The sequence below is a fragment of the Pseudomonas sp. B19125 genome, assembly GCF_044218855.1.
Lineage (GTDB): Bacteria > Pseudomonadota > Gammaproteobacteria > Pseudomonadales > Pseudomonadaceae > Aquipseudomonas > Aquipseudomonas edaphica.
This window is the reverse complement of the sequence record NZ_CP162589.1, coordinates 4,856,223-4,882,469: the sequence shown is the minus strand read 5'-3', so window position 1 is coordinate 4,882,469 and position 26,247 is coordinate 4,856,223. Positions and strand designations below refer to the sequence as shown.

Genomic DNA, 26,247 nt, shown 5'->3' with positions numbered 1-26,247 from the left:
CCGCTCATTGAGCGGGCTTTTTTTTGCCTGCGATTCAGCTTTGCGCTTCGGCGGCGAGCGCCACAGGCGCGGGTGCAATCTCACGTCGGCTCAGAAACACAAACACCACCACCGCCGTAAACAGGGTGAGCCCGGCCAGCCATTGCAGCAACGTATTGAAGCCCGCGAGGTAGGCCGTGCGCAGCAATTCCAGCGGGAGGTTTGCACGGGTGTCGCCCATGACCAACTGTTGGGCAACCCCAGCAATGTCCTGCGAACTGTCTGCGGGCAGATGATGGGCAACCAGCGCACTCAACACAGCCACGGTGATGGCCAGCGCCACACCTTCACTGGCAACCCGGGTCGTATTGAAAATGCCTGCGGCCATGCCCGCACGCTCTGTGGGCACCACGCTGATCGCCAGGCCATCCATCAAGCCCCACGGCAAGCCCGTCCCCATCCCGATCACCAACATTGCCACGACAGTCAGCAATGGCTGGCCGAGCGGGACCAGGCTCAGCCCATACAACCCCGACGCCGCGATCAACAGGCCAAGGGCACACAACAGCCCCGCCGACAGCCAGCGTGTCAGCGTTGCGGCCAGTAACGGCACCACCAGCATCGGCGCAGACAGCGCCAGCATCATCAAACCCGCCTCTGACGCGCTGGCGCCTTCGACCCCAATAAACCGCAGCGGCAGCAACACCACCAGCACGATGTAGCAGTAGCAGGTGCCAATCGGCAACAATTGCACGCCGATAAAACGCGCAAAGCGAAACAGGCGCAGATCCAGCATCGGTTGGCTCGCACGCTGTTCAACCAGGATAAACACCAGCAAGAAAGCCGCAGCCGCCGCAAGCAGGCAACCGGTCGTCACCGAAGCCCAACCCAACTGCGGCGCGAGAATGATCGCCGTGGTCAAGCTCACCAGCATTGCCGAAAACGTCAGTACGCCAGGCAGGTCCAACTGCAGCGCTTGCGGGTCGCGGCTCTCTCGCATTGTGGGTGCGGCGCACAGCAACGACAGGCCCGCCAGCAATGCGGTGGTGAAGAAAATCGCACGCCAGCCCCACAGTTCAATCAGCCACCCAGACAGCAGCGGCCCGAAAGCCAGGCCTGCGCCAAAGGTGGTGCCCAGCAAGCTGAAGGCGCGTGTCCTGGCATGGCCGTCGAACTCCTGCGCCAACGCTGCGCAGCCGCTGGCCAATGCGGTAGCCGCCGCAACACCCTGTACACCGCGCAGTACATCCAGCCAGAGTATGCCCGGCGCCACGGTCAGCAGCAGCGAGACACCTGTAAACAGCGCCATGCCCCACAGGAACAAACGCTTGCGACCATACCGATCGGCAAGGGTGCCGGCGGCCATCAGCAGGCTGCCGAAACTAAGCATGAACGCGTTGGTGATCCACGCCAACTGTGTGGGGTGCGCAGCAAATGCGTGGCCGATAAAGGGCGTCGCTACGGCGCCACCGGTAAAGCTCATGGGCAACACCAGAGCCGCCAGGCAGATCGCGGCAAGAATGGCATAGCGGCCATGGGCGGAGTCGGCTGTGTTCATCGGGAGATTCCTGTGGGCCTGTAAAGATAAAGACTCTAGTCAGGATGTAATGGCGGATAAATGGGCCTACATTCCACACATAACGGACAAATTGGATGCATTGGTATGAGCGACAATCTCAGCGGTGTGATCGCCTTCGTGAAAACCGCTGAAGCGCTCAGCTTCACAGGCGCGGCGCGGGCGATGGGCATTTCCGCCTCGGCGGTGGGCAAAAATGTGGTCAAGCTGGAAGCGTCGTTGAATGTGCGGTTGTTGCACCGCAGCACGCGCAAAGTCAGCCTGACTGCTGAAGGCCAGTTGTTCTACGAGCGCTGTCGGAAAATTCTCGATGACCTGCAGGACGCCCGCGCCATGCTCTCCCATGCCATGCAGGCCCCCCGCGGCAAGTTGCGGGTCAGCCTGCCCACCATCGGTTACAGGTTTCTATTTGCGCATATGGTCGCCTTCAGGCGGGCCTACCCGGAAATTGAGTTGGAGCTGGATTTCAACGACCACCTGGTGGATGTGATCGAGGAAGGCTTCGACGTGGTGATCCGCAGCGGCGGTCTGGCCGATTCGACCTTGATGGCGCACCGACTCGGGCCATTTCGCTTTGTGTTGTGTGCATCGCCTGAGTACCTGCGTGCGAACGGTCGGCCAGCAACCCTCAGTGACCTTGAGCGCCACCAATGCCTGCGTTATCGCTTCGCCACCACCGGCAAAATCATGGAGTGGACCTTATCCGCCAACCCGGCGATCACCCAATTACGGCTGCCCACGGCGCTGACGTTGAACAATATGGAAGCGATGCTTCGGGCCGCAATCGATGGCCATGGCATCGCTTACGTGCCGGACTTTCTGGCCCGTGAGGCGCTGGCCCAGGCACAGTTGGAAACCGTGTTGGACGGGCACTCTGATGACCAAGGCCAATTCTGGGCGCTGTGGCCTTCCAGCCGGCACCTGTCACCCAAGATCCGGGTGTTTGTGGACTTTGTTGCTGAACGCCTGTTCACAGCCCCATCAACCGATACCCCACCTGCAACTCGGTAATAAAATGCTGCGGCTGCGCCGGATCCGCCTCCAGCTTTTGCCGCAAGTGCGCCATGTGTACACGCAGATAGTGCGGGCGGTCGATGTAGTCCAGCCCCCACACTTCGAGCAATAACTGCCGATGTGTCAGCACCCGGCTCTGGCCGCGAATCATTGCGCAGAGCAGGCGGTACTCGATGGGTGTGAGGTGCACCGGCTGGCTCTGGCGCCACACTTCGTGGGTCGACAGGTCGACTTCAATTTCGCCAAACGCCACCTTGCTGGTCGCCGCCACAGCGCCCGTCTGCCCGTGCCGGCGCAGTTGTGCGCGGATGCGAGCGAGCAATTCGGGCACGCCGAACGGCTTGGTCAGGTAATCATCGGCCCCTGCGTCCAAAGCGGCGACTTTCTCTTCTTCGCGATCACGCGCCGACAACACCAGAATCGGCACCGCCAGCCAACCACGCAACTCACTGATCAGTTGCTTGCCATCGCCATCGGGCAAGCCGAGGTCGACGATCACCAGGTCCGGTTGACGGCTGGCGGCATGAATCAGCGCACGTTTGACGCTGTCGGCTTCGAACACCTGAAAGCCTTCATCTTGCAGGGCGATCCCGACAAAGCGGCGGATATTGGCTTCGTCTTCAACAATCAAAATGCGTGCAGGGCTCATAGGTTTTCCATGGCCGGCGGGGTGCCGGCCGGTAAGGTGATGATGAAGTGCATGCCGCACGTCTCAAGCGGGTGGGTGTGGATATGCCCGCCATGGGCCTCAACGATGCGTTTGGCCAGCGCCAGGCCCAGGCCGATGCCCGTGACGGAAGATTCCTGCTGGCCACGTGCGAAAGGTTCGAACAGGTTGGCGGGAGCCTTGCCCGGGCCGTTGTCGCTGACTTCCAGCACGATGCTGTCCGAAACTTTGCTGCCAGTGACGGTAATGAGGGTGCCCGCCGGCGTGTATTTGGCGGCGTTATCCAGCAGGTTGACCAGCACCCGCTCGATCAGCAGGGCGTCGATATCCACCAGCGGCAACTGTGAATCCAACAGGGTTTGCACGCGGTGGTGTGCCAACGGCTCACGCAACTGGCGCAGGGCGCTGCCGACGATTTCTTCCAGCGAATGCCACTGCCGGTTCAGGCGCACGCCGCGCTCTTGCATGCGCGCCATGTCCAGCAGGTTTTCGATCAGCCGCTGCATCGATGTAGCTTGTTCATGGATGCCGTGCAGCAATTCGGTCAGCGGACCTGGCGGGGCATGGGGCAGGGCGGTGTCGGCGGCGCCGATCAGGGTGGTCAGGGGCGTGCGCAAGTCGTGGGAAATAGCGGCGAGCAGGGTGTTGCGCATCTTCTCGCCTTCCATCTGCACCAGCGTGCTTTGCGCCACTTCGACGAAATGCACGCGCTCCAGCGCAATCGCCAATTGGCTCATGCAGGCTTCCAGCAGACGGCGCTCCTGCGGGTCGTTCAGGCGCTCGCTCTGGGCCAGTTCCAGTACCAGCACGCCGCGCACGCGCATCGGCGCTTTGAGCGGTAAGTAACAACCTTTGGCTGCTGACAAGGTGTCGGTGCCATGGCCTGCGGCTTGGCCATGGTCGTAAGTCCATTGGGCGATGCTTTCGTCAATCGGCAAGCCGCTGGCACTCACGCTGTGCACGCCATCGGCGGCGTCCGGCAGCGCCAGGCCGACGCGTGCTTCGAACACGCCACTGAAGGTGCGCAGCGCGACTTCGCTGATGTGCTCTACGGTCAGTGCCGCCGACAAGTCGCGAGCCAGCCGCGCCAAAGAGGTAGCGCGCCGTTCGCGCGCGGCCGCCGTGCGTGCTTCATGGCGCAGGCGGGCGGTGAGTTGCCCGGTGATCAAGGCAATGCCGAGCATCAGCGCAAAGGTGAAGAAATACTGAGTGTCGTTGACGGTGAACGAGTAGCGCGGCTGTACGAAAAAGAAGTCGAAACACAGCACCGCCAGCATCGCCGCCCACACACCGGGGCCGCGCCCATAACGCAAGGCCACCAGCACCACGGTGAGCAAAAACAGCATGACCACGTTGGCCAGGTCGAACACTTGCAGCAGCAATGCAGCGACGGCGCTGGCGCTGAAGCAGGCGAGTGTGGCCCACAGGTAGGCCAAGGCGCGGCCGGGGGGCAGCGAGGGTTTTTCGAGGGTCGGCGCAGGCCCGGGCAAGACGCTGTGAGCGATCACGATCTGATCGATCTGCGGGTGATGTCGGCTGATCCGGTCGCTGACCGACTGATGCCAGAAGCGCCAGGCCCGACGCGGATGATGGCCGAGCACCAGGCGATTGGCGTTGTGTTCGCGGGCGCAGGCGGCCAGGGCTTCAGCCACGTCCATGCCCGGCAGCGTCGCGGTATCGGCGCCGAATTCGCTGGCCAGGCTCAGGGTTTTCATCGCCGTGAGGTAACGCTTGGCGCCGCTGCCTTGGGCCGTTGCGACATGCACGACGATCCAGTCAGCTTCGAGCTTTTGCGCCAATCGTGCAGCTTCGCGCACCAGGCGTTCATCACCGGCGTCGCCCGCCACACCCACCAGCAAGCGTTCGCGGGCTGGCCACAAGGCTTTGATCGACTGTTCGCGACGGTACACGCGCATTTGCGCGTCGACCCGATCCGCCGTGCGCCGCAGCGCCAGCTCGCGCAGGGCCAACAGGTTGCCCTTGCGGAAAAAATGCTGTGCGGCGCGTTCTGCTTGCGGGCCGAGATAGACCTTGCCGTCCTTCAAACGTTGCAGCAAATCGTCGGGCGGCAGGTCGATCACCACCACGTCATGGGCGTTATCAAACACGTGGTCCGGTACGGTTTCGCGCACGCGAATGCCGATGATGCCGCTGACCAGATCATTCAGGCTTTCCAGGTGCTGGACGTTGAGCGTGGTCCACACGTCGATGCCGGCGCTGAGCAGTTCTTCAACGTCTTGCCAGCGTTTGGGATGCCGCGAGCCAGGCGCGTTGCTGTGGGCCAACTCGTCCACCAGCAATACGGCGGGCTGCCTGCGCAACGCGGCGTCTAGGTCGAATTCGCTGAGCGAAAAATCGTGGTGCAGCAAGGCAGCGCGGGGCAGTTGCTCCAGGCCGTCGAGCCGCTCGGCAGTCTCCGTGCGGCCGTGGGTTTCTACTACGCCGGCAAGCACATCACGGCCCAGGGCGACTTCGCGTTGCGCCGCCGCGAGCATGGCGCAGGTCTTGCCCACCCCGGCATTTGAGCCGAAGTAAATACGCAATTTGCCGCGCAAGGCGGCCTGTTCTTCGAGCTGTACCCGCGCGAGCAAGGCGTCGGGGTCGGGGCGTTCGTGGTTGAGTGCGGGCATGTTCTTCCTGTTGAATACAACACGATTAACTGTGGGAGCTGGCTTGTTGTGGCGAGCAAGCTTGCTTGCGCTGGGGTGCGAAGCACCCCCAAAAAGCCAGCTCCCACATTGGGTTTGTGGTGTTACACCAAGCCCAATCCACTCAGCAGCATGTCGATCACCTTGATCCCGGCAAACGGCACCAGCACGCCGCCCAGGCCGTAGACCAACAGGTTGCGGTTAAGCAACGCCGCTGCGCCGATGGCCCGGTACTTCACGCCGCGCAAGGCCAGCGGAATCAACGCGACAATGATCAGCGCGTTAAAAATCACCGCGCTCAAAATTGCCGAATTGGGGCTGCTCAGGTGCATCACGTTCAAGGCGCCCAGCTGTGGGTAGGTGGCGACAAACGCCGCCGGGATGATTGCGAAGTACTTCGCCACGTCATTGGCCACGCTGAACGTGGTGAGCGCGCCACGGGTCATGAGCATCTGTTTGCCGACCTCGACCACTTCGATCAGCTTGGTCGGGTTGCTGTCGAGGTCGACCATGTTGCCGGCCTCTTTGGCCGCCTGGGTGCCGCTGTTCATCGCCACGGCCACGTCGGCCTGCGCCAGCGCGGGTGCGTCGTTGGTGCCGTCGCCGGTCATGGCTACCAGCTTGCCCTGGGCCTGGTAGTCGCGGATCAGTTGCAGCTTGTCTTCCGGGCGGGCTTCGGCGAGGAAGTCATCGACACCGGCTTCCACCGCAATCGCAGCGGCGGTCAGGCGGTTGTCGCCGGTGATCATCACGGTCTTGATGCCCATGCGCCGCAACTCGGCGAAGCGTTCCTTGATGCCGCCTTTCACCACGTCCTTAAGCTCAACCACGCCCAAGGCCTTGGCACCGTCGCTGACCACCAGCGGTGTGCTGCCGCGCCGCGAGACTTCATCGACCTTGGCCTGCAATGCCGCCGGGAAACTCCCGCCCAGGGTTTCGATATGGCTGCGAATCGCATCCGCCGCGCCTTTGCGAATCGCCCGGCCTTCGGCCAGGTCGACGCCGCTCATGCGGGTTTGCGCGGTGAAGTGCACAAAGCGTGCGCCCAGGGCGTTGATGTCCCGCGCGCGGATGTCGAATTTTTGCTTGGCCAGTACCACAATGCTGCGGCCTTCCGGGGTTTCGTCTGCCAGTGAGGCGAGTTGTGCGGCGTCAGCCAGTTCGGCTTCCTTCACGCCGGGTGCCGGCAAAAAGCTGCTTGCCTGGCGATTGCCCAAGGTGATGGTGCCGGTCTTGTCCAGCAGCAACACGTCGACATCACCCGCCGCCTCGACGGCACGGCCGGAGGTGGCAATCACATTGGCCGACATCATGCGGCTCATGCCCGCCACGCCGATGGCCGAGAGCAGGCCGCCGATGGTGGTGGGGATCAGGCACACCAGCAACGCCACCAACACCGTGGCGCTGATCACGCTGCCATTGCCGCTCATGGCCACGGCGAAGATCGAGTAGGGGCTCAGCGTGGCGATCACCAGCAGGAACAACAGGGTCAGGCCTACCAGCAGAATCGTCAGCGCGACTTCATTCGGCGTCTTCTGGCGCTTGGCCGATTCGACCATCGAGATCATGCGGTCGAGGAACGATTCGCCGGGGTTGACGCTGATGCGCACCACCAGCCAGTCCGACAGCACCCGCGTGCCGCCGGTGACCGACGAAAAGTCGCCACCGGCCTCGCGGATCACCGGCGCCGATTCGCCGGTAATTGCGCTTTCATCCACCGACGCCACGCCTTCAATCACCACGCCGTCGAGCGGCACCAGATCACCGGCTTCGATCAACACTACGTTGTCCTTGCGCAGCAGGCTCGCCTCCAGCGGCAGCCACGCTGCACCGTGGCGCGGTTGCTGCAGCAATTTGGCCAGGGTCTGGCGTTTCATGCCGCGCAGGCTCGCGGCCTGGGCACGGCTGCGCCCTTCGGCCAGGGCTTCGGCGAAGTTGGCGAACAGCACGGTAAACCACAGCCACAAGGTGATGCTGAGGATAAAACCGCTGGGCGCTTCACCCTTGCCGCCCAGGGACTGGAACCACAGCAAGGTGGTGAGAATGCTGCCCAGGTACACCACGAACATCACCGGGTTTTTCCACTGGGCCTGGGGCAGCAATTTCTTCAGTGCATCGACGCCGGCAGTGAGCACGATGCGCCGGTCAAACAGAGGTAAACGAGCATTTTTCATGAAGGAATCTCTTACTCACTGAGCGCAATAGAGGGCTGACGCGCATCCAGCGCCACGTTGAGTTGCAGCACATTCACCCGTGGCTCGCCGAGCAGGCCGAAGGTGCGTGCAGCGGTGTGGTCGTTGAGCAGTTGCAGCAGCTCGGGTTCGGGGATGTGCCGCAGGCGCGCCACGCGTGCCAACTGCAGGCGGGCGTTGGCCACCGAGATATGCGGGTCGAGGCCAGAGGCTGAGGCGGTGACTGCGTCCACCGGCACCGGGGCGTCAGCGGCCAGGCCGTTATCCTGGCGATAGGCTTTGGCGCGGGCAGCCACCTGGTCGAGCAGTTTTTGGCTGGTAGGGCCGAGGTTGCTGGCGCCGCTTGCGCCTGCGTTGTAGGGCTGCGGCACGCTTTTGCTCGGGTCTTGCGGATCAGCGCCGAGGGTCATGCTGGGGCGGCCCTGGAAGTACTCCGGCTTGGTGAAATTCTGGCCGATCAGCACCGAGCCGATCACCCGCCCATCGCGTTCAATCAGCGAGCCTTGAGCCTGAAACGGGAACAGCCATTGCGCGGCCACGGTGGTGAACGCCGGGTAAGCCAGCCCGGTCAGCAGCATGAAAAACACCGCCGACACCAGCACCGGGCGCAGCAGCCCTTTGAAGATCGATTGAGTGGTCATCAACATGTCCTTAGTTGTAGGTCTGGCCGGACAGCAACTGCAGTTGCTCCACCAGCGGGCCAAGCGCGAGCGCGGGCAAGAAGGTCAGGCCACCGACCACCAGCACCACGAACACCACCAGCAACATGAACAGCGGGGTCGCGGTAGGAATGGTGCCTGCGCCGGCCGGCACGGTTTTTTTCATCGCCAGGGAACCGGCCACGGCGAGCATCGGCAGCATCGTGAAGAAGCGCCCGATCAGCATCGCAAGGCCAATGGTGGTGTTAAAAAACGGTGTATTGGCATTCAGCCCGGCGAACGCCGAACCGTTGTTGGCGGTGCCGGAGGTGTAGGCGTACAGCACCTCGCTGAAACCGTGCGGGCCAAGGTTGTTGAGACTGGCCAGGGTGTCTGGCCACAGGGCGGCGAGGGCGGTGAAACCCAGGATACTGACCGGGTGCGCGAGCACCGAGAGCATCACCAGTTTCATCTCGCGGGCCTCGATTTTCTTGCCAAGAAATTCCGGGCTGCGGCCGATCATCATGCCCACCAGAAACACCGTGAGCAGCGCGTACTGGATCAGGTTGATAAAGCCCACGCCGTCACCGCCGAACACGCAGTTGAGCATCATCTGCGCCAGGGGCACGAAGCCGCCCATGGGCGTCAGCGAGTCGTGCATGGTATTGACCGAGCCGGTGGTGGCTGCCGTGGTGGTGGCGATAAACAAGCTGCTGTCGGCAATGCCGAAACGCAGTTCCTTGCCTTCCATGTTGCCGCCGCTTTGCTCGATCGACAGCACCTGGTTGGCGCCGGCCTGGGTCAGCAACGGGTTGCCGGTTTGCTCGGCGCCATACACAAGCGCAAGAAAGCCGATAAACATCACCAGGAAGGTGCCGAAAAACACCCAGCCCTGACGACGTTGCAACAGCATGCTGCCAAAGGTGTAGGTCAGCGCCGAGGGGATCAACAGCATGCTGAGGATGTGCAGGATGTTGGTCAGCGGCGTCGGGTTTTCGAACGGGTGCGCGGCGTTCATGCTGAAGAAACCGCCGCCGTTGGTGCCGATGTGCTTGATCGATTCAAAGCTCGCAACCGCGCCGACGATCAGCTGTTGTTGCGCGCCTTCCAATGTTGTCGCCAGGGCTTGGGAGGCTAAGGTTTGCGGCATGCCTTGCCATACATACACCAGCGCCATGCCCACGCACAGCGGCAGCATCACGCGGTAGAGGGTGCGGGTGAAGTCGACCCAGAAATTGCCGATATCGGCCGCGCTTGAGCGGCTCAAGCCACGTATAAAACCGGCGGCCGCCACCACGCCGGAGGTGGCACCGACAAACATCAAAAAGGTAATGACCGCCATCTGGCTGAAGTTCGACAGGCTGGTTTCGCCCGAATACGCCTGCCAGTTGGTGTTGGTGATAAAGGACACGGCGGTGTTGAACGCCAGGTCCGGGGTTTGCGCAGCCAACCCCAGGGGGTTGATCGGCGTTACCGCCTGCAGGCGCAGGATGCTGTAGCCCAGCAGCATCATCGCCGCGTTCGACAGCAACAGCGCTGAACCGTAGCGGCCCCAGCTCATGGTTTCCAATGGGTTGATGCCCAGCAGGCGGTAGGTAAAACGTTCCGGCAGGGCATGGCGGTTCCCGGTGAATACCCGGGTCAGCCACTTGCCCATGAGCACGGCAAGCGCGGTCATCAACCCCAGGACCAGCGCAAATTCCAGCAAAGTGCTTAGCATGTCGTGGCTCCGTTCAAAGCTTGCCCATGGCGACAATGGCCATGGCAGTCGCAACAAAAAACACCAGGGAGAGGCCCATAAACATCACGTCGTACATGGCGGGCTCCCTAGAACTTTTCGGCGCGAATGAGGGCGTAGCCCAAGTAAGCGAACAGCCCCACGGCGCATAAGCCGCTGGCCACATAAATGAACGTTAGTGTCAGCACGGTGTAACTCCCCTTGTTGAGTAAGCCGGGGAGGTTAGGCGCTCTTGTATCAAGCTCGGGCACTGATTACGGCGGGCGGTATTAAGACGGTATATAGAAGGTTTAAAGCAGGGCGCACGAAAACAAGGGATAGCCCGCGGGTGGCTGATCCCTTGAAAGTCTGGGGTTCTGCTGATTTCGTTGACCAGCTTATTTGGCTTTCTTTTTCTTCTCGCTGCGGGTGGCGAGGTGTTCGAAGCAAAACGCGGCGGTGCCGAAGAGCGCAATCATTGACAGGACGACCATGCCTAAAGTTGAACTTTCCACGATGACTTCCTACGGGTTTTGGAGGTAGGAAGTGACGGTAGAGTTTAGGGCTTAGTTGTTCAATAGAGGCGACGTAATCGTTATGGGGAACTTCGGATTTATACGGATTCTTTACGGTGATTGGCTTTTCTGTTCGATCGTTCCCACGCTTTGCGTGGGAATGCATCCTGTGACGCTCCGCGTCACGCCCCTTAACTGCGGACGCAGAGCGTCCAAGACGGCATTCCCACGCGGAGCGTGGGAACGATCATAACCTCACAAATTCCGACTATGCCGATAGTCGCTCACCGCCTCATACACCGCCTTGCGCAACCGGTTAATCCCACCAATCGGCCGATGCGCCTCCAGCCCGAACCACGGGTTGAACGACTGGTTATCACAGGCAAGATTCAACGCGGGCGTATCAAAGTCCTGCGCAGGAATCCGCACCTTGGCCACTGTCTCATAGGGCGCATCACTTTCCTTCCATTCGATGCTGGTGTCTTCGATCGGCATGAATTTCTGCGGATTTTGCCGCTGAATCTGCAACACAAAACACGCCGGTACACGGTCGGTGGACAGTTGCTGGTTCAGTGCGCTGCGCAGAAAGTTCGGCAGGTCCTGATTCTGCTTGGGCAACACATATTCCGGGCAACTCTGCGGGTCGGGTGCTACACGAAACTTGGCATTTGCCGCGCCAAATTTGTAGGGGGAAACCGAAAAGTACGTCGTCTGCGTCGGGCTCGCCGGAGCGGGCGCCAGGGTGGCCAGGGCGATAAACAGGTGGCGCACTTGCCAACTGCGCGGGTCGGCTTTAGGGAAGAACGCCAACACCTTTTTGCCGTCAGCCTGGGCACCGATGTTCTGCGCGTATTCGGCCACATCACTGACAAAAAAGTTCGGGTGGCTGAACATCACAAAGTCCTGTTCGGTGCGCGTCTGTTGGTCGGCCATCAATTGTTTGCCTGGCACATCCAGCAGCTTGATCGCCATGCCCCGCGCATCGCGGATGCTGTCGAACTGCGGGTAGGCGTTGCCGTTGGACAGGCGCATCTGCGCCTGCCAGGTCTTGCCAGGTTCAGCGAATACGCCTTGGCGCAGCGCCGGGTCGAGGTCCGTCAGCACGCTGACTTCGGCCTTCACGCAGCCGTGGGCCTTGGCATGCGCGTCACGCAGGTAGCGCGTGCCTTCGCGATGCTGATCGACGATGCGCACTGCCGTCTGGATGATGCCTTGGGTCATGGCTGTTTCGCCGGGTGGGATCTGTTCATCCGGCGACACCGGGCCGCTGTGTTGCCAGGCGAACCAGGCCGTGGCGAACAGCCAGCCCAGCAGCCCCAAACCCAGCAGCCACAGCAGGGTTTTACCGAGAAAGGCGCCCAGGCGTAGCCAGAGGCGTGCGAGCAGCGAACGTTGGTTGTATTGAGATCGGATAATCATGGCAGTGTTTGCTCCAGCGGGCCGCCCAGTACTTTGAGGTATTCCAGCAGCGCCCAGCGTTCCTGCGGCAGCAAGCCACGGCCGATCACGCCATTGCCACGCTTGCCATCACGGAATTCGTGACCGCTGTTGTGGTTGCCGGTTATTTTGGTATCGAACAAAAAGGCGTTTTTGAACGCACCCGTTTCAAAGCCCAGGTGACGCGGGTCGTAATTGAACGTGCCTTTGTAGAAGGTGGTGCTGCGCTCGTCCTGGGGCGAGAGCAATTGATAGATCGTCGGCACCGAGCCGTTGTGCAGGAATGGTGGTGCGGCCCATACGCCGGCCAGCGGTCGGGCCTTGTAGGCGCGCAATTCACGCACACCGATGGGCAGGCCAAAACCATCCAGGCCTGGGCGTTCGGCCGGGGTTACACCGGCGGCGTGGTAGGCGTGTGCTTCGACGAAGGCAGTGACGTAGGCCAGGCCTTGGGCCACCGACAGGTTGTGCAGGTCCAGCGGTGCGGTGGGCGTGGGGTGCAGCTCGACATTGAGCCTGGCCAGTTCCTCCGGGTCCCACTGCAGGGCGCTGAGGTCATAGCGCTGGTCGGCGATGTTATTGGCCGTGCCTGGGTCGGTACCGATGTAGTCCACGGGCAACATCTTCAGTTGCTGCACCGGGCGGCCGTTTTCCTGCGTGACTGCAGGCACATGGCAACCGGCGCAGTTCTCGGCGAACAGCGCGCGGCCTTGGGCGGCGAGGGGCTTGTCGATGGCGCCGAACAGGTCTTGCGGCCAGGTCGGCGGCTTGAGGCGTTGCAGGGTTTCTTCGATCCGGTTGAGGTCGCGCACGCGCACGCTGGAAGGGTAACGGGCATCGCCCTGGAGGGGTTGGCCGGCCGCGTCGAAAAAGGCCAGGGTCGCACCCACGCCCAAGGCCTCGCCGATGTTACGTGCCATGGGCTGCTGGGCCGAACCGTTCCATTGCACCCAGTCGAAGGTCCAGATATCCCACAGGTGCGGGTAGTCCACCGGCGCATTGGCGACCCGGTAGTTAGCCGGCGAGATAGCGTCGCCGAAGCTGGCATTGGCGATGCGGCCAAATGCGTCAGTGCGGCCCGGGCCTTCTTCGGTGGGGTAGAGGCCACGGTGCGTGTCGTTCCAGGCAACTTTAAGGAACTGGTTCAGCGACTGCTTGAAGTCCTGACGCAGTTGTTGCTTGTTGTGATCGTCATAGTCGTGGCCGAGCACGTTGTGGGCGAAGCGATCGAACTTCCAGGGCAGGTAATAGGTGGCGGCGAGGCTGGCCACCAGCGCCTGGCCGAAGCTGCCTCCGCGCAGGGTCGGTACGCTGGACGGCAGCACATGCTGGGCCGAACCGCCGTCGATGCGCAGCGCCTGGTTTTTGAAGTGCAGCTCGCCGGTGTGGCAGGCGGCGCAGGTGATGTCCAGGTACTGCACCTGGCTGCCGGCGTTCTGGTGCCGGGCGAAACCCACCGGCAGGTTGCCGGGGTTTTGTGCGCTGGGCACCTGCTTGGGATCGACCAGAAAGCCGAAGCGTGCGAGGTAGTCGGGTGTGGCAAAACGCCGGTCCGAAAAGGGCAGTTCGAGGGCGGTGAACCAGTCGTAATGCAGGCCTTTTACCTGGGTGCCCTGGGGCGTGAAGTAGTAGGTCTGGCGATCGGCTTCGCTCCATTGTTGCTGATAGTGCACCTGCTCCACGGGCACGTAGTCCGGCAGCTTGGGGTTGAGGGTGTAATAGAGGACCACGCCCAGCAGCAAACCCAGGGCGAGCAATATCAGAAGTAAAACACGGGAAAAAATGCGCAAGATGGCTATCCTTGTCTCGGCCTTGTCGAGTTGTAGCGTTCTTATGCCATTGCGTCACAGGTGCGGCAAGTGGCCAGCAGCCTGGTTGCGAATGGTCCCGCGATCCTTCGCGGGCCTCCATAATGAATGAAAATGCTTTTAAACACGTGAACTTATCAGAAGTTTCCTGCTCACATGCCGGTAGCCATTGGTCGTGGCCGCCTGATAAGCTCGCGACTTTACTCGAATGCCCTTTTGGCGCACGAACAAGGAAATAGCATGAAACAGCATCGGTTGGCGGCGGCGGTGGCCCTGGTTAGCCTGGTACTTGCGGGTTGTGATTCGCAGACCAGCGTAGAGCTGAAAACCCCGGCGCAGAAAGCTTCCTACGGCATCGGCCTGAACATGGGCAAAAGCCTTGCTCAAGAAGGCATGGATGACCTGGACTCCAAAGCGGTAGCCCAAGGCATCGAAGATGCCGTCGGCAAGAAAGAACAGAAGCTGAAGGACGACGAACTGGTTGAAGCGTTTGCCGCACTGCAAAAGCGTGCTGAAGAACGCATGACCAAAATGAGCGAAGAGTCGGCAGCCGCCGGCAAGAAATTCCTCGAAGACAACGCCAAGAAAGACGGCGTAGTCACTACCGCTTCCGGTCTGCAATACAAGATCGTGAAGAAGGCCGACGGCGCTCAGCCTAAGCCGACCGACGTAGTGACTGTTCACTACACCGGCAAGCTCACCAACGGCACCACCTTTGACAGCTCCGTAGATCGCGGCAGCCCGATTGACCTGCCGGTCAGCGGCGTGATCCCGGGTTGGGTCGAAGGCCTGCAACTGATGCACGTGGGCGAGAAGGTCGAGTTGTACATCCCGTCCGACCTGGCCTACGGCGCACAGAGCCCGAGCCCGGCGATTCCAGCCAACTCCGTGCTGGTATTCGACCTGGAACTGCTGGCCATCAAGGACCCAGCCAAGGCTGAAGCCCCTGACGCACCTGCGGCGCCAGCTGCCAAGAAGTAATCGGCACCTGAACACACAACGCCCCGTTTTTACGGGGCGTTGTTGTTTCTGGCGTTTGCATGATTGTTCCCACGCTCTGCGTGGGAACACATCCGGTGACGCTCTGCGTCACATGTGCCTTGGGGCGGCATTCCCACCCAGAGCGTGGTAAGGATCGCAAATCCGACCGAACCCCTGGAAACTGTCACAGTCTGATATAAGACTCGAGCACGGGTAGCCGCACATCAATGCCAAGTCAATGAATTCTTGGGTTTTTTTTATGTGCGCAAAAAACGCCCGATCTGACTGCAAGCCTTGTAAATCGCGGCTTTCAGCCGATAAAACAGGCTCTGTTCACAAGGTTATCCACAATTTGTGTGGATAACCTTTTATGTCGCCTGGAACTGGAGTGACCGATGAAACCACCCTTCAATTTCACCCGTTTCCTGCCCATGGCCGCACGCTTGCTTGGTCGTGGCCGGTTGCCGACCCTGCTGTTCGCCGTGGCCGCCAAAGGCTCAAGCCAGGGCAATCGGCTGGGTAAACTCAAGGATGATCTCAAATTGCTCCAGGCCTTGTGCCTGGCTTACTGGCGCGGTGAGTATCGCGCCATAAGCCCCAAGGCGCTGATCTCGGTAGTGGCGGGGCTGATGTACTTCCTCAGCCCGATTGACGCGATCCCGGACTTTATCCCGGTGTTCGGCATGCTCGATGACATTGCCGTGCTGGCATGGGTCATGAAGACCCTGGACGGCGAACTGAGCGCGTTTCGCGCCTGGCGCGACGCCCAGCGCCCGGAAAAACTCGCGGTGGTTGAGCGGCTGCCTGCGACGCCTGCGCTGTTGGCCCAGGAAAACCCGCAAAAAAACTGAACACGCTTATATCCCCCTGCGACCTTTGTGGCTGTTAGGATTACACTTCTAAGGAAAGAACTTACTTAGTAAGTGTTGTTATCCTACGGGGCAGTCATGGATATTCAGATAATTTCACGCGATGGCGCACCCGAGTATGCGGTGCTGCCATGGGACCAGTACCAGGCGCTACTAAAAGCAGCCGGTCAGCAACAGCCTGTCGCCACTCCTTCTTCTACCGCTCAGGTCGCGCCCGATCAGGCTTTACGCCCGCTCGCGGACCTGCGCGGCCTGCGTGAGGCCAAGGGCTTGGCCATTGAAAGCCTGGCCCGCACCGTGGGCATCAGCCCTTCGTACCTCGGATTGATTGAAAGTGGTGAACGCCAGCCGGATGCCGCCATCCGCCGCAGCCTGGCCTGGGAATTGGGCGTTGCAGGTTGGAGGGATGAATCTTGAGTCTACGAATCAGTCGTCAACATTGGGATGGGTTACTCAACGAACTGGACCAGGCGCGCCGCCAGCGCCATTTGCTCACCTACCGCGCGCTGCTGGAGCGCCTGCAATTTCCCACGCCGGCAATGCAAACCCTGGCCGCTGCCCTTGAGCACCTGGCCGCGTTGGACGCCAAGGCCGAGCAGCCGTTGCGCAGCTCGCTGGTGATCAGCCAGGGCGCCAGCCGCTTGCCGCGTACCGGTTTCTTTGAGTGTGTGGAGCGCCTGGGGCGTTTCAGCGGGCCGTCCGATGGTGTGGCTGCTGCGTCCTGGCATGCTTCGGAAGTGGTGCGGGTGTTCGAGTACGAGTATCCGGAGTCCGCCGAGGCCTAAGCGGGCAGGTTGTCCATGCTGTCGATCACATGGATGCTGTAGCCGGCGATGTCTTTGGCGTGGTGCTTGGCTTGCGAGGCCAGCTCCGCTAACTGGCTGGCATCCAGTTGTGCACAGGCCTGTGGATATAAATGCACCACGCCGATCGACAACGACAGCAAAGCGAATTCCTGGCGCACGCCCTGACGGTTCAATGCCACGAAGCAACCGGCGTCCAAGTGCTCGGCACGATAGAAGCGTCGGCATTGGGTGTGGAAGTCATCCAGTAACTGGTTGAGCCGCTTGCGCCAATCCTGCGGGCCGAGCACCAGCAAAAAATCATCACCGCCGATATGCCCGACAAAATCGCGGCTAGGGTCAACCCGATCGTTCAGGCACTGCGCCAGGCACAACAACACCTCATCCCCACGCCCGTAGCCGTAGATATCGTTGAACGGCTTGAAGCTGTCGATATCCACGTAGCAGATCACCGACTCGCGTTGTTGCTGCAGCAACCGCGTCAGGCATTGCTGGATCGGCACATTGCCCGGCAGCAGCGTCAGTGGGTTGGCATAGCGTGCCTGCTGGATCTTCAGCTCGGTGATCAACTTGAGCACATCGATCACCCGACCCAGGCCCAGGTAGTCACCGTTGAGGGTGATGATGAAGTCTTCCTCGATCCGTTGCCGCGCGCGGCTGGTGAGCAGGCGGCTGACCTGTTGCAGGGACTGGCTCAACTCCACCGCCAGGAAGTCATCGCTCATCAAGCGGCTGATGGGTTTGCGCGCGAACAGGTCGGTGGCGAACGGTTTGAGCAGCGCATCCGACAACGAATGCCGGTGCACGATGCCGACCGGGTGACCGCGCCCATCCAGCACGGCCAGCGAGTTGAGGTTGGCCTGACGGCGGAAGGATTCGAGCACCTGGGCGGTGGCGGTGTCCTGATCCACCGCCGGTTGCTCGTTGAGCAAGGCGCTGAGGTCGCTGCCTTCTTCGTTGAGGGTGATGTTGGTGTGGTCCTGCTTGGGCAACATCAACCGCGCTTCCTGGGGCGGTTGTTCCTGGGGGCGGCAAAGCAGGTAGCCCTGGACCAGGTCAACGCCCATTTCCGTCAACACCGCCAACTCCTCCGGCAGCTCGATACCTTCGGCAATCACCTGGGCGCGGGATGCCTTGGCGATTTGCAGGATGGAGCCGACGAACTCGCGCTTGAGCGCATCCTGATGGATACCGTCGATAAAGTGCCGGTCGATTTTCACGTAGTCCGGGCGCAGCTCAGACCATAAACGCAGGCTGGAATACCCGGCGCCCAAGTCATCCAGAGCGATGGCAAAACCCATGTCGCGGTAATGATGCAGCGCGGTTTGCAGCAGGTCGAAGTCGTCGGTGGGCGTTTGCTCGGTGAGTTCGATCACCACCTGGCTCGGCGGGATGCCGAAGTCGCGCAACAACTGCAAGGTGCGGCCCGGTTGATGCGCTGTCTCCATCAAGGACTCCGGCGAGATGTTCAGGAACAGCTTGCCCGGCAACTTTTGCTCGCTGAAGCGTCGGCAGGCACTTTCGCGGCAGGCCATTTCCAGTTCGCTGAGGCGCCCGGCATGGCTGGCCACGCTGAACAGGGCGACGGGGGAGTGCAAGGGGCTATTGGACGGGCCACGGCTGAGCGCTTCGTAGCCGAGGAGTCGTCGCTCGGACAGGCAAATGATCGGTTGGAACAGGCTGTGTAAACTGCCTTGAGCCAGGATTGAGCCCAATGCATTCAGCTGTTCGGTCATGGTCATGGCGATCTCGATCGAAAAAAAAGGACCGCAGGCTAACGCCAGCGGTCCCTTTATTTCACGACAGAATGATGTCTATATGATGACACTCCGTGGAGCGCTCACATTAAATTGCCATCATTTACTGCTTGGCCACCTGCTTGCTGATTTTCAGGTAGTCCAGCAGAACCCGGCCTGTCTCGGACAGATAGGCGTCGTCTTCCGGCTTGGTTTTTTCCGGCTCGGCCGGCAGCGCATCTTCATCTTCTTTCTTCAGTTCTTTGAGCGGGTCTTCGCCTTTGGCCTTGCGGCGAGCGTTTTCCAGTACAAGCTGCTGATTTTCGATGCTGGTGTGCTGCGCACGACGATCGACTTCGTTGAGGCTGACGGTTTTTTCTTCCATCAGCTTCTTGGCCAGGGCCAGTTTGTCGCGGATAAACACGAACTCGGCATCCTTGGCGGAGCGCGTCTCGTGGTCAGCCTTCAACTGCGTCAGGTACGGCTTGAACGGGTCCGAAGCCGGTTTGATCGCAGGGCGGATGGTGTCCCATGGCATCGCCTCAGGCAGCGCGCTTTCGCCGATTTCCTTGGTGTCGATGATCGACGGGAAGTCCACATCCGGCAATACGCCCTGGTGCTGGGTGCTCTGCCCGGAAACCCGGTAGAACTTGGCAATGGTCAGCTTCAGTTCGCCATGGTTCAGCGGCTGAATGGTCTGCACGGTGCCTTTACCGAAGGTCTGGCCGCCAACGATCAACGCGCGGTGGTAGTCCTGCATGGCGCCGGCGAAAATCTCCGAAGCCGAGGCCGAGAGGCGGTTGACCAGCAGCGCCATCGGGCCTTTGTAGAACGCGCCCGGGTTCTCGTCTTCGAGCACGTCGACACGGCCGTCCGCGTTGCGGACCAACACGGTTGGGCCTTTGTCGATAAACAGGCTGGTCAGCTCGGTGGCTTCCTGCAGGGAACCGCCGCCGTTGTTGCGCAGGTCAATGACCACGCCGTCGACTTTCTCTTTCTGCAGTTCTGTCAGGATTTTCTTAACGTCACGGGTGGTGGACTTATAGTCCGGGTCACCGGCGCGGAACGCTTTGAAGTCCAGGTAGAACGCAGGAATCACCACCACGCCCAGTTTGTAGTCCTTGCCATCCTGCTTGAGGTTGAGGACTTGCTTCTGCACGGCTTGGTCTTCGAGCTTCACCGCTTCACGGGTGATGGACACGATCTTGCTGGTCTGGTCGTTCGGCGCATTGGTGTGCGGAATCACTTCCAGGCGCACCACGCTGCCTTTCGGCCCACGGATCAGCTTGACCACTTCGTCCAGGCGCCAGCCGACCACGTCGACCATCTCTTTGTCACCCTGGGCGACGCCGATGATCTTGTCGGCCGGTGCGACCTGCTTGGTCTTGTCGGCCGGACCTGCCGGCACCAGACGCACGATCTTGACCTGGTCATTGTCGCTTTGCAGGACGGCACCGATGCCTTCCAGCGACAGACTCATGTTGATGTCAAAATTTTCGGCGTTATCAGGCGACAGATAATTGGTGTGCGGGTCGTAGGACATCGCGAAGGTGTTGATGTAGGCCTGGAAGATATCTTCGGCGCGGGTCTGATCCAGACGTGCCAACTGATTCTTGTAGCGCTTGGTCAACAGCTCTTGAATGGCCTTGGGCTCTTTGCCGGCGATCTTCAGGCGCAGCACTTCGTCCTTGACGCGTTTGCGCCACAGGTCGTCGAGGGCGGCGGTACTGGTCAGCCAGGGCGCGTCCTTGCGATCCACCAGAAGGGTTTCCTTCTGGGTGAAGTCGAGCTTGTCGACGCCTTTGTTCAGCTCACCCAAGGCGAAGTCCAGACGCGCTTTGACGCGATCCAGGTAGCGCTTGTAGATGGTGAACGCAGGCTGCAGGTCGCCGCTCTTGAGGAAGTCGTCGAACTGGGTCTTCCACTTGTCGAACTCAGCGATATCGCTGGCCATGAAGTAGCTGCGCGACGGGTCCAGCAGCTTGAGGTAGCTGTCGTAGATGATCACCGAGCGCGCGTCGTCCAGCGGCGGCTTGCTGTAGTGATGGCGCTTGAGCAACTCGACGACGTTAAGGCTGGCAATCACCTCATCGCGATCAGGCTGAAGATTGTCCCAGCTATTGGCTGCGAACGTATTGGTCGACATCGACGCAAAGCCGAGACCAATGAAAAAAGCGAGGGCGGTACTGGGGAACAAATGCTTCATGCTGATTCGACGCGGGGGCAATTGATAACGCATATTAGGCCGTCTTTGAGGGAGCCGGTTCCATATGATCCGGTCGCATAATGCAAAAAGCCCGGCGCTACAGCTACGGGCTCAGTCCAGACTCACTATGGAGGCACTGTGAAAGCATTGCAAGGCGTTGAAGGTCATGTGGAGTGGATGGAAGAACCCAGTCCTACTTGCGATGTAGGCCAAGTTCGCATTCGGGTGGCGGCAGCGGGCCTTAATCGCGCCGATTTATTACAACGTGCGGGGCTCTATCCGCCACCTCCTGGCGCCAGCCAAGTGCTGGGCCTGGAGTGTTCCGGGGTGATCAGCGAGGTAGGCGCGGGTTCTTCCTGGCAAGTCGGCGACCGCGTCTGTGCGCTGCTGGCCGGGGGCGGCATTGCCGAGGAAGTGGTGGTGGATGCCCGCCATGTGCTGTCGGTGCCTGAAGGTTTGACGTTGACCGAAGCGGCGGCGTTGCCCGAGGTGTACGGCACTGCGTGGCTGAATCTGTTCCAGTTGGCGGGCCTCAAGCCCGGCGAAAAAGTCTTGCTGCATGCCGGCGCCAGCGGCGTGGGCTCGGCAGCGATCCAGTTGTGCAAGGCGTTTGGCAGCCCGTGCTGGGTCAGCGTGGGCTCGGCAGAACGCCTGGCTTACTGCGAAGCACTCGGCGCCCAGGGCGGCGTGGTGCGTACCGACGGCATTGAAGGGCTGCGTGATTTCGGGCCGTTCGACGTGATCCTCGACCCGGTCGGCGGCAGTTATGCGGCGATGGATCTGAAGCTGCTGGCCCTCGATGGGCGTTGGGTATTGATCGGCTTGATGGGCGGTCGTGATGCGCAACTGGACCTGGCGCAGGTGCTGGGCAAGCGCATCCAGCTGCTGGGCTCGACCCTGCGCAGCCGCAGCGATCAGTTCAAGGCCGACCTGTTCAGCGACTTGAGCCAGCATGTGTGGCCGCTGTTTGTTGAAGGTCGCCTGAGCCCGCAACTGGCCAGGACGTTTGCGATCAAGGATGCCGAGGCAGCATTTGCGGAGCTGGCGACTAACCAGATTTCCGGCAAGTTGGTGTTGGTGATTGACGAGACCCTGGTCTGATCTCAAGTTGAAATACAGCCACTGTGGGAGCTGGCTTGCCTGCGATAGCGGTGCATCAATGAAGAATGTTTCATCTGATACACCGCTATCGCAGGCAAGCCAGCTCCCACCGTTGATTGGGTTTCAATTCAAACTGTCAGACCCAATGATGAATCGGCCAGCCAGCCTTTTCAGCATGCTCACGCAAAACCGGATCCGGGTTCACCACCTGCGGATGATCCACCTTCAGCAACAGCGGCAAATCATTGCGCGAATCCGAGTAGAAATACGCGCCCTCCAGGCTTTCACCTTCCTGCTTCAACCATTCCAGCAACCGCGTGATCTTGCCTTCACGGTAAGTCAGTACCCCCACGGTCTTGCCGCTGTACACACCATGGCTGAGGTCCAGGTCAATGCCCAGCACTTCATCAATTCCGATACGTGCCGCAATGGGCGTGACCAGGTGCGTGCCCGAGGCAGAGATCACCAGGATCCGGTCACCCTTCGCGCGGTGGCGGGCGATGGTCTTGGTGGCGTCGCTGTAGATCAGCGGCTCGATGATGTCTTCTACCCACGGTTCGACCAGATGCGCGATCTCTTCCGGCGTGCGCCCGATCATCGGCTCCAGGCTGAAGTCCATGAAGTCTTCCATGGCCAGCTCGCCGCGGCTGTAGGCGGCCATGAGTTCGTCGTTCTGGCGCATGAACGACTCTGGGTCAACCCAGCCCAGGCGGCCCATCTGTTCGCTCCACAAGGTGGCGCAGTCGCCGTGGATCAGGGTGTCGTCCAGATCAAAAATTACCAATGCCATCTGTCACGCTCTCTCAAATCAATCGTTGCGTCAGGCTACTTCACACAACGCACTGGGGTCGATGGAAAGTGCCAGGCGCTGACCATCCGGGTGCAGATCGTCGGCCGAGCGGTTGAGCACGTCCACCACCAATTCCACGCCACGCGCTTCGATGCGATAGCGGATCACGTTGCCCAACAAACTGTGGCTGCGTACCAGCGCGTCGAGTTCGCCGCTGCGACTCAGTTCGATGGCTTCCGGGCGAATCGCGATGCGCCCGCTGATAGGCCGTTGCAGCAACTGGCTGGCCTTGTCGGCGTCAAGCAGGTTGTAGTTGCCGATAAAGCCGGCGGCAAATACATCCACGGGCGCAGTGTAAAGGGTCTCGGCATCACCGCTTTGTACGATCTTGCCCTGGTTCATGAGGAAAATGCGGTCTGACATGGTCAGCGCTTCTTCCTGGTCATGGGTCACGAAAATCGTGGTCAGGCCCAGTTCGCGCTGGATCTGGCGGATCTGCTCGCGCAGGTGCTTGCGAATCCGTGCATCCAGCGCCGACAGCGGCTCATCCAGTAACAGCAGGCGCGGACGCGTCACCAGCGAGCGGGCGAGGGCCACACGCTGGCACTGGCCGCCGGACATCTGGTGCGGGTAGCGGCCGGCGAGTTCTTTGAGCTCCACCAGTTGCAGCACTTCCTGCACGCGCTTGTGGCTGTCGTCGGCGTTGACCTTTTGCATGCGCAGGCCGAAGGCGACGTTCTGTTCCACGGTCATGTTGGGGAACAGGGCGTAGCTCTGGAACACCATGCCGATGTGCCGTTTCTGCGGGCTCAAGGGCACGATGTCCTGGCCATCCAGCAGGATCTTGCCGCTGTCCACCGAGGTCAGCCCGGCGATGCAGCGCAGCAGGGTCGACTTGCCGCAACCCGACGGGCCGAGCAGGGTGACGAATTCACCCTTGGCGATTTCGCAGTTGATGTCACTGAATACCGGCGTGCCGGCGTAGCCTTTTTGCAGGTGTTGGACGCTGACGAAGCTCATTGGCTTTTGTCCTTGTTCAAGATATTGGCGGCCCAGGTCAGCACCAGCACAAAGAAGAAATAGGAAATGACGATGGCACTGGTGAAGTGGCCGCTCGTGTTGCGCATGTTGTTCAGGTACACCTGCAGGGTCTCGTAGCGAGTGCCCACGAGGATGTTGGCGAACACGAACTCACCGAACAGGAACGAGAACGACAGCAACAGCGCCACCATCAGGCCTTTGCGCAGGTTCGGCAGCACGACAAAAATTGCGGCCTGCCAGGTGCTGGCGCCCAACAGCTGCGAGGCGTCCATCAGGTCGCGAAGGTTGATCGCTTGCAGGTTGTTGGTGATCGCGCGGTACATGAACGGCAAGGCCACGGTGAAGTAGCAGCCGATCAGGATCCACGGCGTGCCCACCATCGCAAATGGCCCGGAGCCGTAGAGTTGCAACAAGCCCACCGATGACACCACCGGCGGCACCGCGAAGGGCAGCAGGATCAGGATGTTCATCAGCGCGTCGAGCTTGGGAAAGTGGTAATGCACCACGAACAGCAGCGGCAGAATCAGCACCACCGACAGTATCAGTGCACCGACGCACACCAGCAATGACTGACCGAAGGCGGCCAGAAAGCGCGGGTCACTCCACAGCTGCACGTACCACTTCAGGGTAAAACCGGCGGGCAGGATGGTGGCCGACCAACTGCTGGCAATGGAGTAGACAAAGGTGCCCACCAGCGGCAAGACCAGGATCGCAAACAACAGGTACACCACTACCCGATGGTAGAGGGAGGCCGAGCCAGCTTCAGCGCGAGACATGGTAGCTCCTCTTGAGCAGCAGTTGATGGACGACGGTGACCACGGTCATCAGCGCCACCAGCACCACGGCCAGGGCGCTGGCCATGTTCGGGTCCAGGGAGATGTCGCCGGAAACCATTGCCGCGATACGAATGGGCAGCACGTTGAAGTTGCCGGTGGTCAATGCATACACCGTGGCATAGGCGCCGAGGGCGTTGGCCAGCAGGATCACGAAAGTGCCAAGCAGCGCCGGGGTGAGCACCGGCAGGCCGATGTGCCGCCAGAACTGCCAGCTGCTGGCGCCGAGTAACGAGGCCGATTCGCGCCAGTCTTCGCGCAAGGCGTCGAAGGCCGGGTAGAGCAGCAGCACACCCAGCGGAATCTGGAAGTAGGTGTACAGAATGATCAGGCCAGTCTTGGAGTACAGGTTGAAGTCCTGAATGATCCCCGCCTGCTTGAGCATGATGGTGATGCTGCCGTTAAAGCCCAGCAAAATGATGAACGCGAAGGCCAGGGGCACGCCGGCAAAGTTGCTGGTCATGTTGGCGAAAGCTGTCACGAAGTTACGCAGTGGCCCATCCACACGGCGCAATGAGTAGCTGCCGAGCACCGAGATGATGATCCCGAACACGCTGGAGTAGAAGCTGATCTCCAGGCTGTACTGGATGGCTTGCAGGTAGAACTTCGAACTGAAGATTTTGGTGAAGTTGGCCAGGCCCCAGCCGAACTCCTCCGACTGCAGGCTGTTGATCATTACCCACAGCAGCGGGGCGATTTCAAACACGATAAAAAACAGCGCAAACGGCACCAGGCACAGGATCGCCAGCCATTTGCCACGGGTTATGGCGTTCACTTCAGCAGCTCCCGGCATACGGGTTTGTCGTGGGGCACACCGAGCAGTTCGCAGACGGTGCCGCACAGGTCGGTTTGCTTCGGGATGGCGCCTGGGTCGAAGGTGAAGGCCGAGCCCATTACGAACAACGGCACTTCGCGTTCTTCCGGCAGCACACCGTTATGGGAGCGGTCGTTATTCATGCCGTGATCGGCAGTCACCAGCACCTGGTAGCCGGCGTCGAGCCAGGTTTGCAGGTAGTCGGCGAGGATGATGTCGGCCGAGCGCGCGCTGTTGCGGTATTGCGCGGTATCCAGGCCATGCTTGTGGCCGGCGTCATCAATGTTCATCGGGTGTACCACCAGGAAGTTCGGCGCGTGCTTGAGCCGCAGGCTTTCGGCATCGGCGAACAGGTGTGAGTCGGGGTAGTGGTCATTCCAGTAGAAATGCCCGTGCTGGATCGCCAGCGCCTTGTCGTCGGTATGACGATCACGCGCGGCGACAAAGGGCGTGCGGTTATACAACTCGCTGACCCAGTGGTAAGCCGCCGCCGCGGTGGTGAGGCCCGCATCGGTGGCGTAATGGAAAATGCTGCGCTGGTTGGACAGGCGCGAGACATGGTTGTGGACAATGCCGCTGTCGATCGGGGGCACGCCGGTGAGGATGCATTCATACAACGGCCGGGACAGGGCCGGCAGTTCACATTCCAGTTTGTAAAGCGCTGCGCGTCCTGCGCCGATATAGGCTTGGAGATGCCCCATGGCATGTCGGGCAACCTCGTAGTTCAGGCCGTCGAGCACCACAAGGATGACGTTGTGCTTCATAGGGGGAGACGCTCCGCGACGATAGGCTTGACTCAATTTCACTTGGGGAACGGGGTCAAAACTGTGGGAGCGGGTTTGTGTGGGAGCTGGCTCCCACACTGACCGCTTTCACAGCTCT

General features: G+C 60.8%; 22 protein-coding genes. 6 read left to right on the top strand and 16 right to left on the bottom strand.

The window, feature by feature from the left end; genetic code table 11:
- Positions 1-34 precede the first annotated feature (34 nt).
- Positions 35-1,537 (bottom strand): MFS transporter, encoded by a 1,503-nt coding sequence (locus AB4P96_RS22020; protein WP_395600087.1) that lies wholly within the window; start codon positions 1,535-1,537, stop codon positions 35-37.
- Between the two features lie 105 nt (positions 1,538-1,642).
- On the opposite strand from AB4P96_RS22020, the gene AB4P96_RS22015 reads away from it, so the two are divergent.
- A complete protein-coding gene (locus AB4P96_RS22015) occupies positions 1,643-2,566 on the top strand; it encodes a LysR family transcriptional regulator (RefSeq protein WP_395600086.1) in 924 nt (307 codons plus the stop codon).
- Here the strand turns inward: AB4P96_RS22015 and AB4P96_RS22010 are convergent.
- The 8 genes from AB4P96_RS22010 to AB4P96_RS21975 all read right to left on the bottom strand — a co-directional run bounded on the left by AB4P96_RS22010 (position 2,526) and on the right by AB4P96_RS21975 (position 14,173).
- Positions 2,526-3,218, bottom strand: coding sequence for a response regulator (locus tag AB4P96_RS22010; RefSeq protein ID WP_395600085.1), 693 nt, complete (start codon positions 3,216-3,218; stop codon positions 2,526-2,528). The two genes, AB4P96_RS22015 and AB4P96_RS22010, sit on opposite strands and share 41 nt — an antisense overlap.
- Positions 3,215-5,866, bottom strand: coding sequence for a sensor histidine kinase KdpD (locus AB4P96_RS22005; RefSeq protein ID WP_170040011.1), 2,652 nt, complete (start codon positions 5,864-5,866; stop codon positions 3,215-3,217). Before AB4P96_RS22005 ends, AB4P96_RS22010 begins: the two co-directional genes overlap by 4 nt.
- Positions 5,867-5,988: 122 nt before the next feature.
- Positions 5,989-8,058 carry a potassium-transporting ATPase subunit KdpB gene (gene kdpB / locus AB4P96_RS22000; protein ID WP_395600084.1) on the bottom strand — a complete coding sequence of 690 codons (2,070 nt, stop codon included), beginning with the start codon at positions 8,056-8,058 and terminating at the stop codon, positions 5,989-5,991.
- Between the two features lie 11 nt (positions 8,059-8,069).
- Positions 8,070-8,717 (bottom strand): potassium-transporting ATPase subunit KdpC, encoded by a 648-nt coding sequence (gene kdpC, locus AB4P96_RS21995; protein WP_395600083.1) that lies wholly within the window; start codon positions 8,715-8,717, stop codon positions 8,070-8,072.
- A gap of 10 nt (positions 8,718-8,727) precedes the next feature.
- Positions 8,728-10,434: a potassium-transporting ATPase subunit KdpA gene (gene kdpA, locus AB4P96_RS21990; protein WP_099547873.1), complete on the bottom strand. Its 1,707-nt coding sequence runs from the start codon at positions 10,432-10,434 to the stop codon at positions 8,728-8,730.
- A 107-nt stretch (positions 10,435-10,541) separates the two neighbouring features.
- The gene (gene kdpF / locus AB4P96_RS21985; protein ID WP_231590042.1) at positions 10,542-10,595 is read right to left on the bottom strand and encodes a K(+)-transporting ATPase subunit F; all 54 of its coding nucleotides are present in this window, start codon (positions 10,593-10,595) and stop codon (positions 10,542-10,544) included.
- 606 nt (positions 10,596-11,201) lie between these two features.
- On the bottom strand, positions 11,202-12,365 hold the full coding sequence (locus tag AB4P96_RS21980; protein WP_017136379.1) for a catalase family protein: 1,164 nt from the start codon (positions 12,363-12,365) through the stop codon (positions 11,202-11,204).
- Positions 12,362-14,173, bottom strand: a complete 1,812-nt coding sequence (locus AB4P96_RS21975; protein WP_395600082.1) for a di-heme-cytochrome C peroxidase — start codon at positions 14,171-14,173, stop codon at positions 12,362-12,364. The genes AB4P96_RS21980 and AB4P96_RS21975 overlap by 4 nt, the downstream gene beginning before the upstream one ends.
- A gap of 258 nt (positions 14,174-14,431) precedes the next feature.
- Between AB4P96_RS21975 and AB4P96_RS21970 the strand changes: the two genes are divergently transcribed.
- From AB4P96_RS21970 to AB4P96_RS21955, 4 genes are all read left to right on the top strand, one after another.
- Positions 14,432-15,172 carry an FKBP-type peptidyl-prolyl cis-trans isomerase gene (locus AB4P96_RS21970; protein WP_017136377.1) on the top strand — a complete coding sequence of 247 codons (741 nt, stop codon included), beginning with the start codon at positions 14,432-14,434 and terminating at the stop codon, positions 15,170-15,172.
- A gap of 395 nt (positions 15,173-15,567) precedes the next feature.
- Positions 15,568-16,023, top strand: coding sequence for a YkvA family protein (locus tag AB4P96_RS21965; RefSeq protein WP_017136376.1), 456 nt, complete (start codon positions 15,568-15,570; stop codon positions 16,021-16,023).
- A gap of 96 nt (positions 16,024-16,119) precedes the next feature.
- Complete coding sequence (locus AB4P96_RS21960; protein ID WP_026013635.1) at positions 16,120-16,458, top strand: helix-turn-helix transcriptional regulator; 339 nt, start codon at positions 16,120-16,122, stop codon at positions 16,456-16,458.
- Positions 16,455-16,826, top strand: a complete 372-nt coding sequence (locus tag AB4P96_RS21955; RefSeq protein WP_005786715.1) for a hypothetical protein — start codon at positions 16,455-16,457, stop codon at positions 16,824-16,826. The genes AB4P96_RS21960 and AB4P96_RS21955 overlap by 4 nt, the downstream gene beginning before the upstream one ends.
- Here AB4P96_RS21955 and AB4P96_RS21950 read toward each other — a convergent pair.
- Entirely contained in the window at positions 16,823-18,586 is a 1,764-nt protein-coding gene (locus AB4P96_RS21950) for a bifunctional diguanylate cyclase/phosphodiesterase (protein WP_395600081.1), read from the bottom strand. The genes AB4P96_RS21955 and AB4P96_RS21950 overlap by 4 nt on opposite strands.
- A gap of 118 nt (positions 18,587-18,704) precedes the next feature.
- Positions 18,705-20,819: a carboxy terminal-processing peptidase gene (locus AB4P96_RS21945; RefSeq protein ID WP_017136373.1), complete on the bottom strand. Its 2,115-nt coding sequence runs from the start codon at positions 20,817-20,819 to the stop codon at positions 18,705-18,707.
- A 105-nt stretch (positions 20,820-20,924) separates the two neighbouring features.
- On the opposite strand from AB4P96_RS21945, the gene AB4P96_RS21940 reads away from it, so the two are divergent.
- A complete protein-coding gene (locus AB4P96_RS21940) occupies positions 20,925-21,887 on the top strand; it encodes a zinc-binding dehydrogenase (protein ID WP_395600080.1) in 963 nt (320 codons plus the stop codon).
- A 136-nt stretch (positions 21,888-22,023) separates the two neighbouring features.
- Here AB4P96_RS21940 and AB4P96_RS21935 read toward each other — a convergent pair whose 3' ends face one another.
- From AB4P96_RS21935 to AB4P96_RS21915, 5 genes are read right to left on the bottom strand one after another with little or no spacing between them, the layout of a single operon-like run.
- The gene (locus tag AB4P96_RS21935) at positions 22,024-22,677 is read right to left on the bottom strand and encodes an HAD family phosphatase (RefSeq protein ID WP_099547875.1); all 654 of its coding nucleotides are present in this window, start codon (positions 22,675-22,677) and stop codon (positions 22,024-22,026) included.
- Between the two features lie 30 nt (positions 22,678-22,707).
- Positions 22,708-23,697, bottom strand: a complete 990-nt coding sequence (locus AB4P96_RS21930; protein ID WP_010565203.1) for an ABC transporter ATP-binding protein — start codon at positions 23,695-23,697, stop codon at positions 22,708-22,710.
- The gene (locus AB4P96_RS21925; protein ID WP_170040023.1) at positions 23,694-24,494 is read right to left on the bottom strand and encodes an ABC transporter permease; all 801 of its coding nucleotides are present in this window, start codon (positions 24,492-24,494) and stop codon (positions 23,694-23,696) included. Before AB4P96_RS21925 ends, AB4P96_RS21930 begins: the two co-directional genes overlap by 4 nt.
- Positions 24,481-25,344, bottom strand: coding sequence for an ABC transporter permease subunit (locus tag AB4P96_RS21920; RefSeq protein ID WP_178110818.1), 864 nt, complete (start codon positions 25,342-25,344; stop codon positions 24,481-24,483). Before AB4P96_RS21920 ends, AB4P96_RS21925 begins: the two co-directional genes overlap by 14 nt.
- Positions 25,323-26,129 carry an alkaline phosphatase family protein gene (locus AB4P96_RS21915; protein WP_138453583.1) on the bottom strand — a complete coding sequence of 269 codons (807 nt, stop codon included), beginning with the start codon at positions 26,127-26,129 and terminating at the stop codon, positions 25,323-25,325. Before AB4P96_RS21915 ends, AB4P96_RS21920 begins: the two co-directional genes overlap by 22 nt.
- Positions 26,130-26,247: the final 118 nt, after the last annotated feature.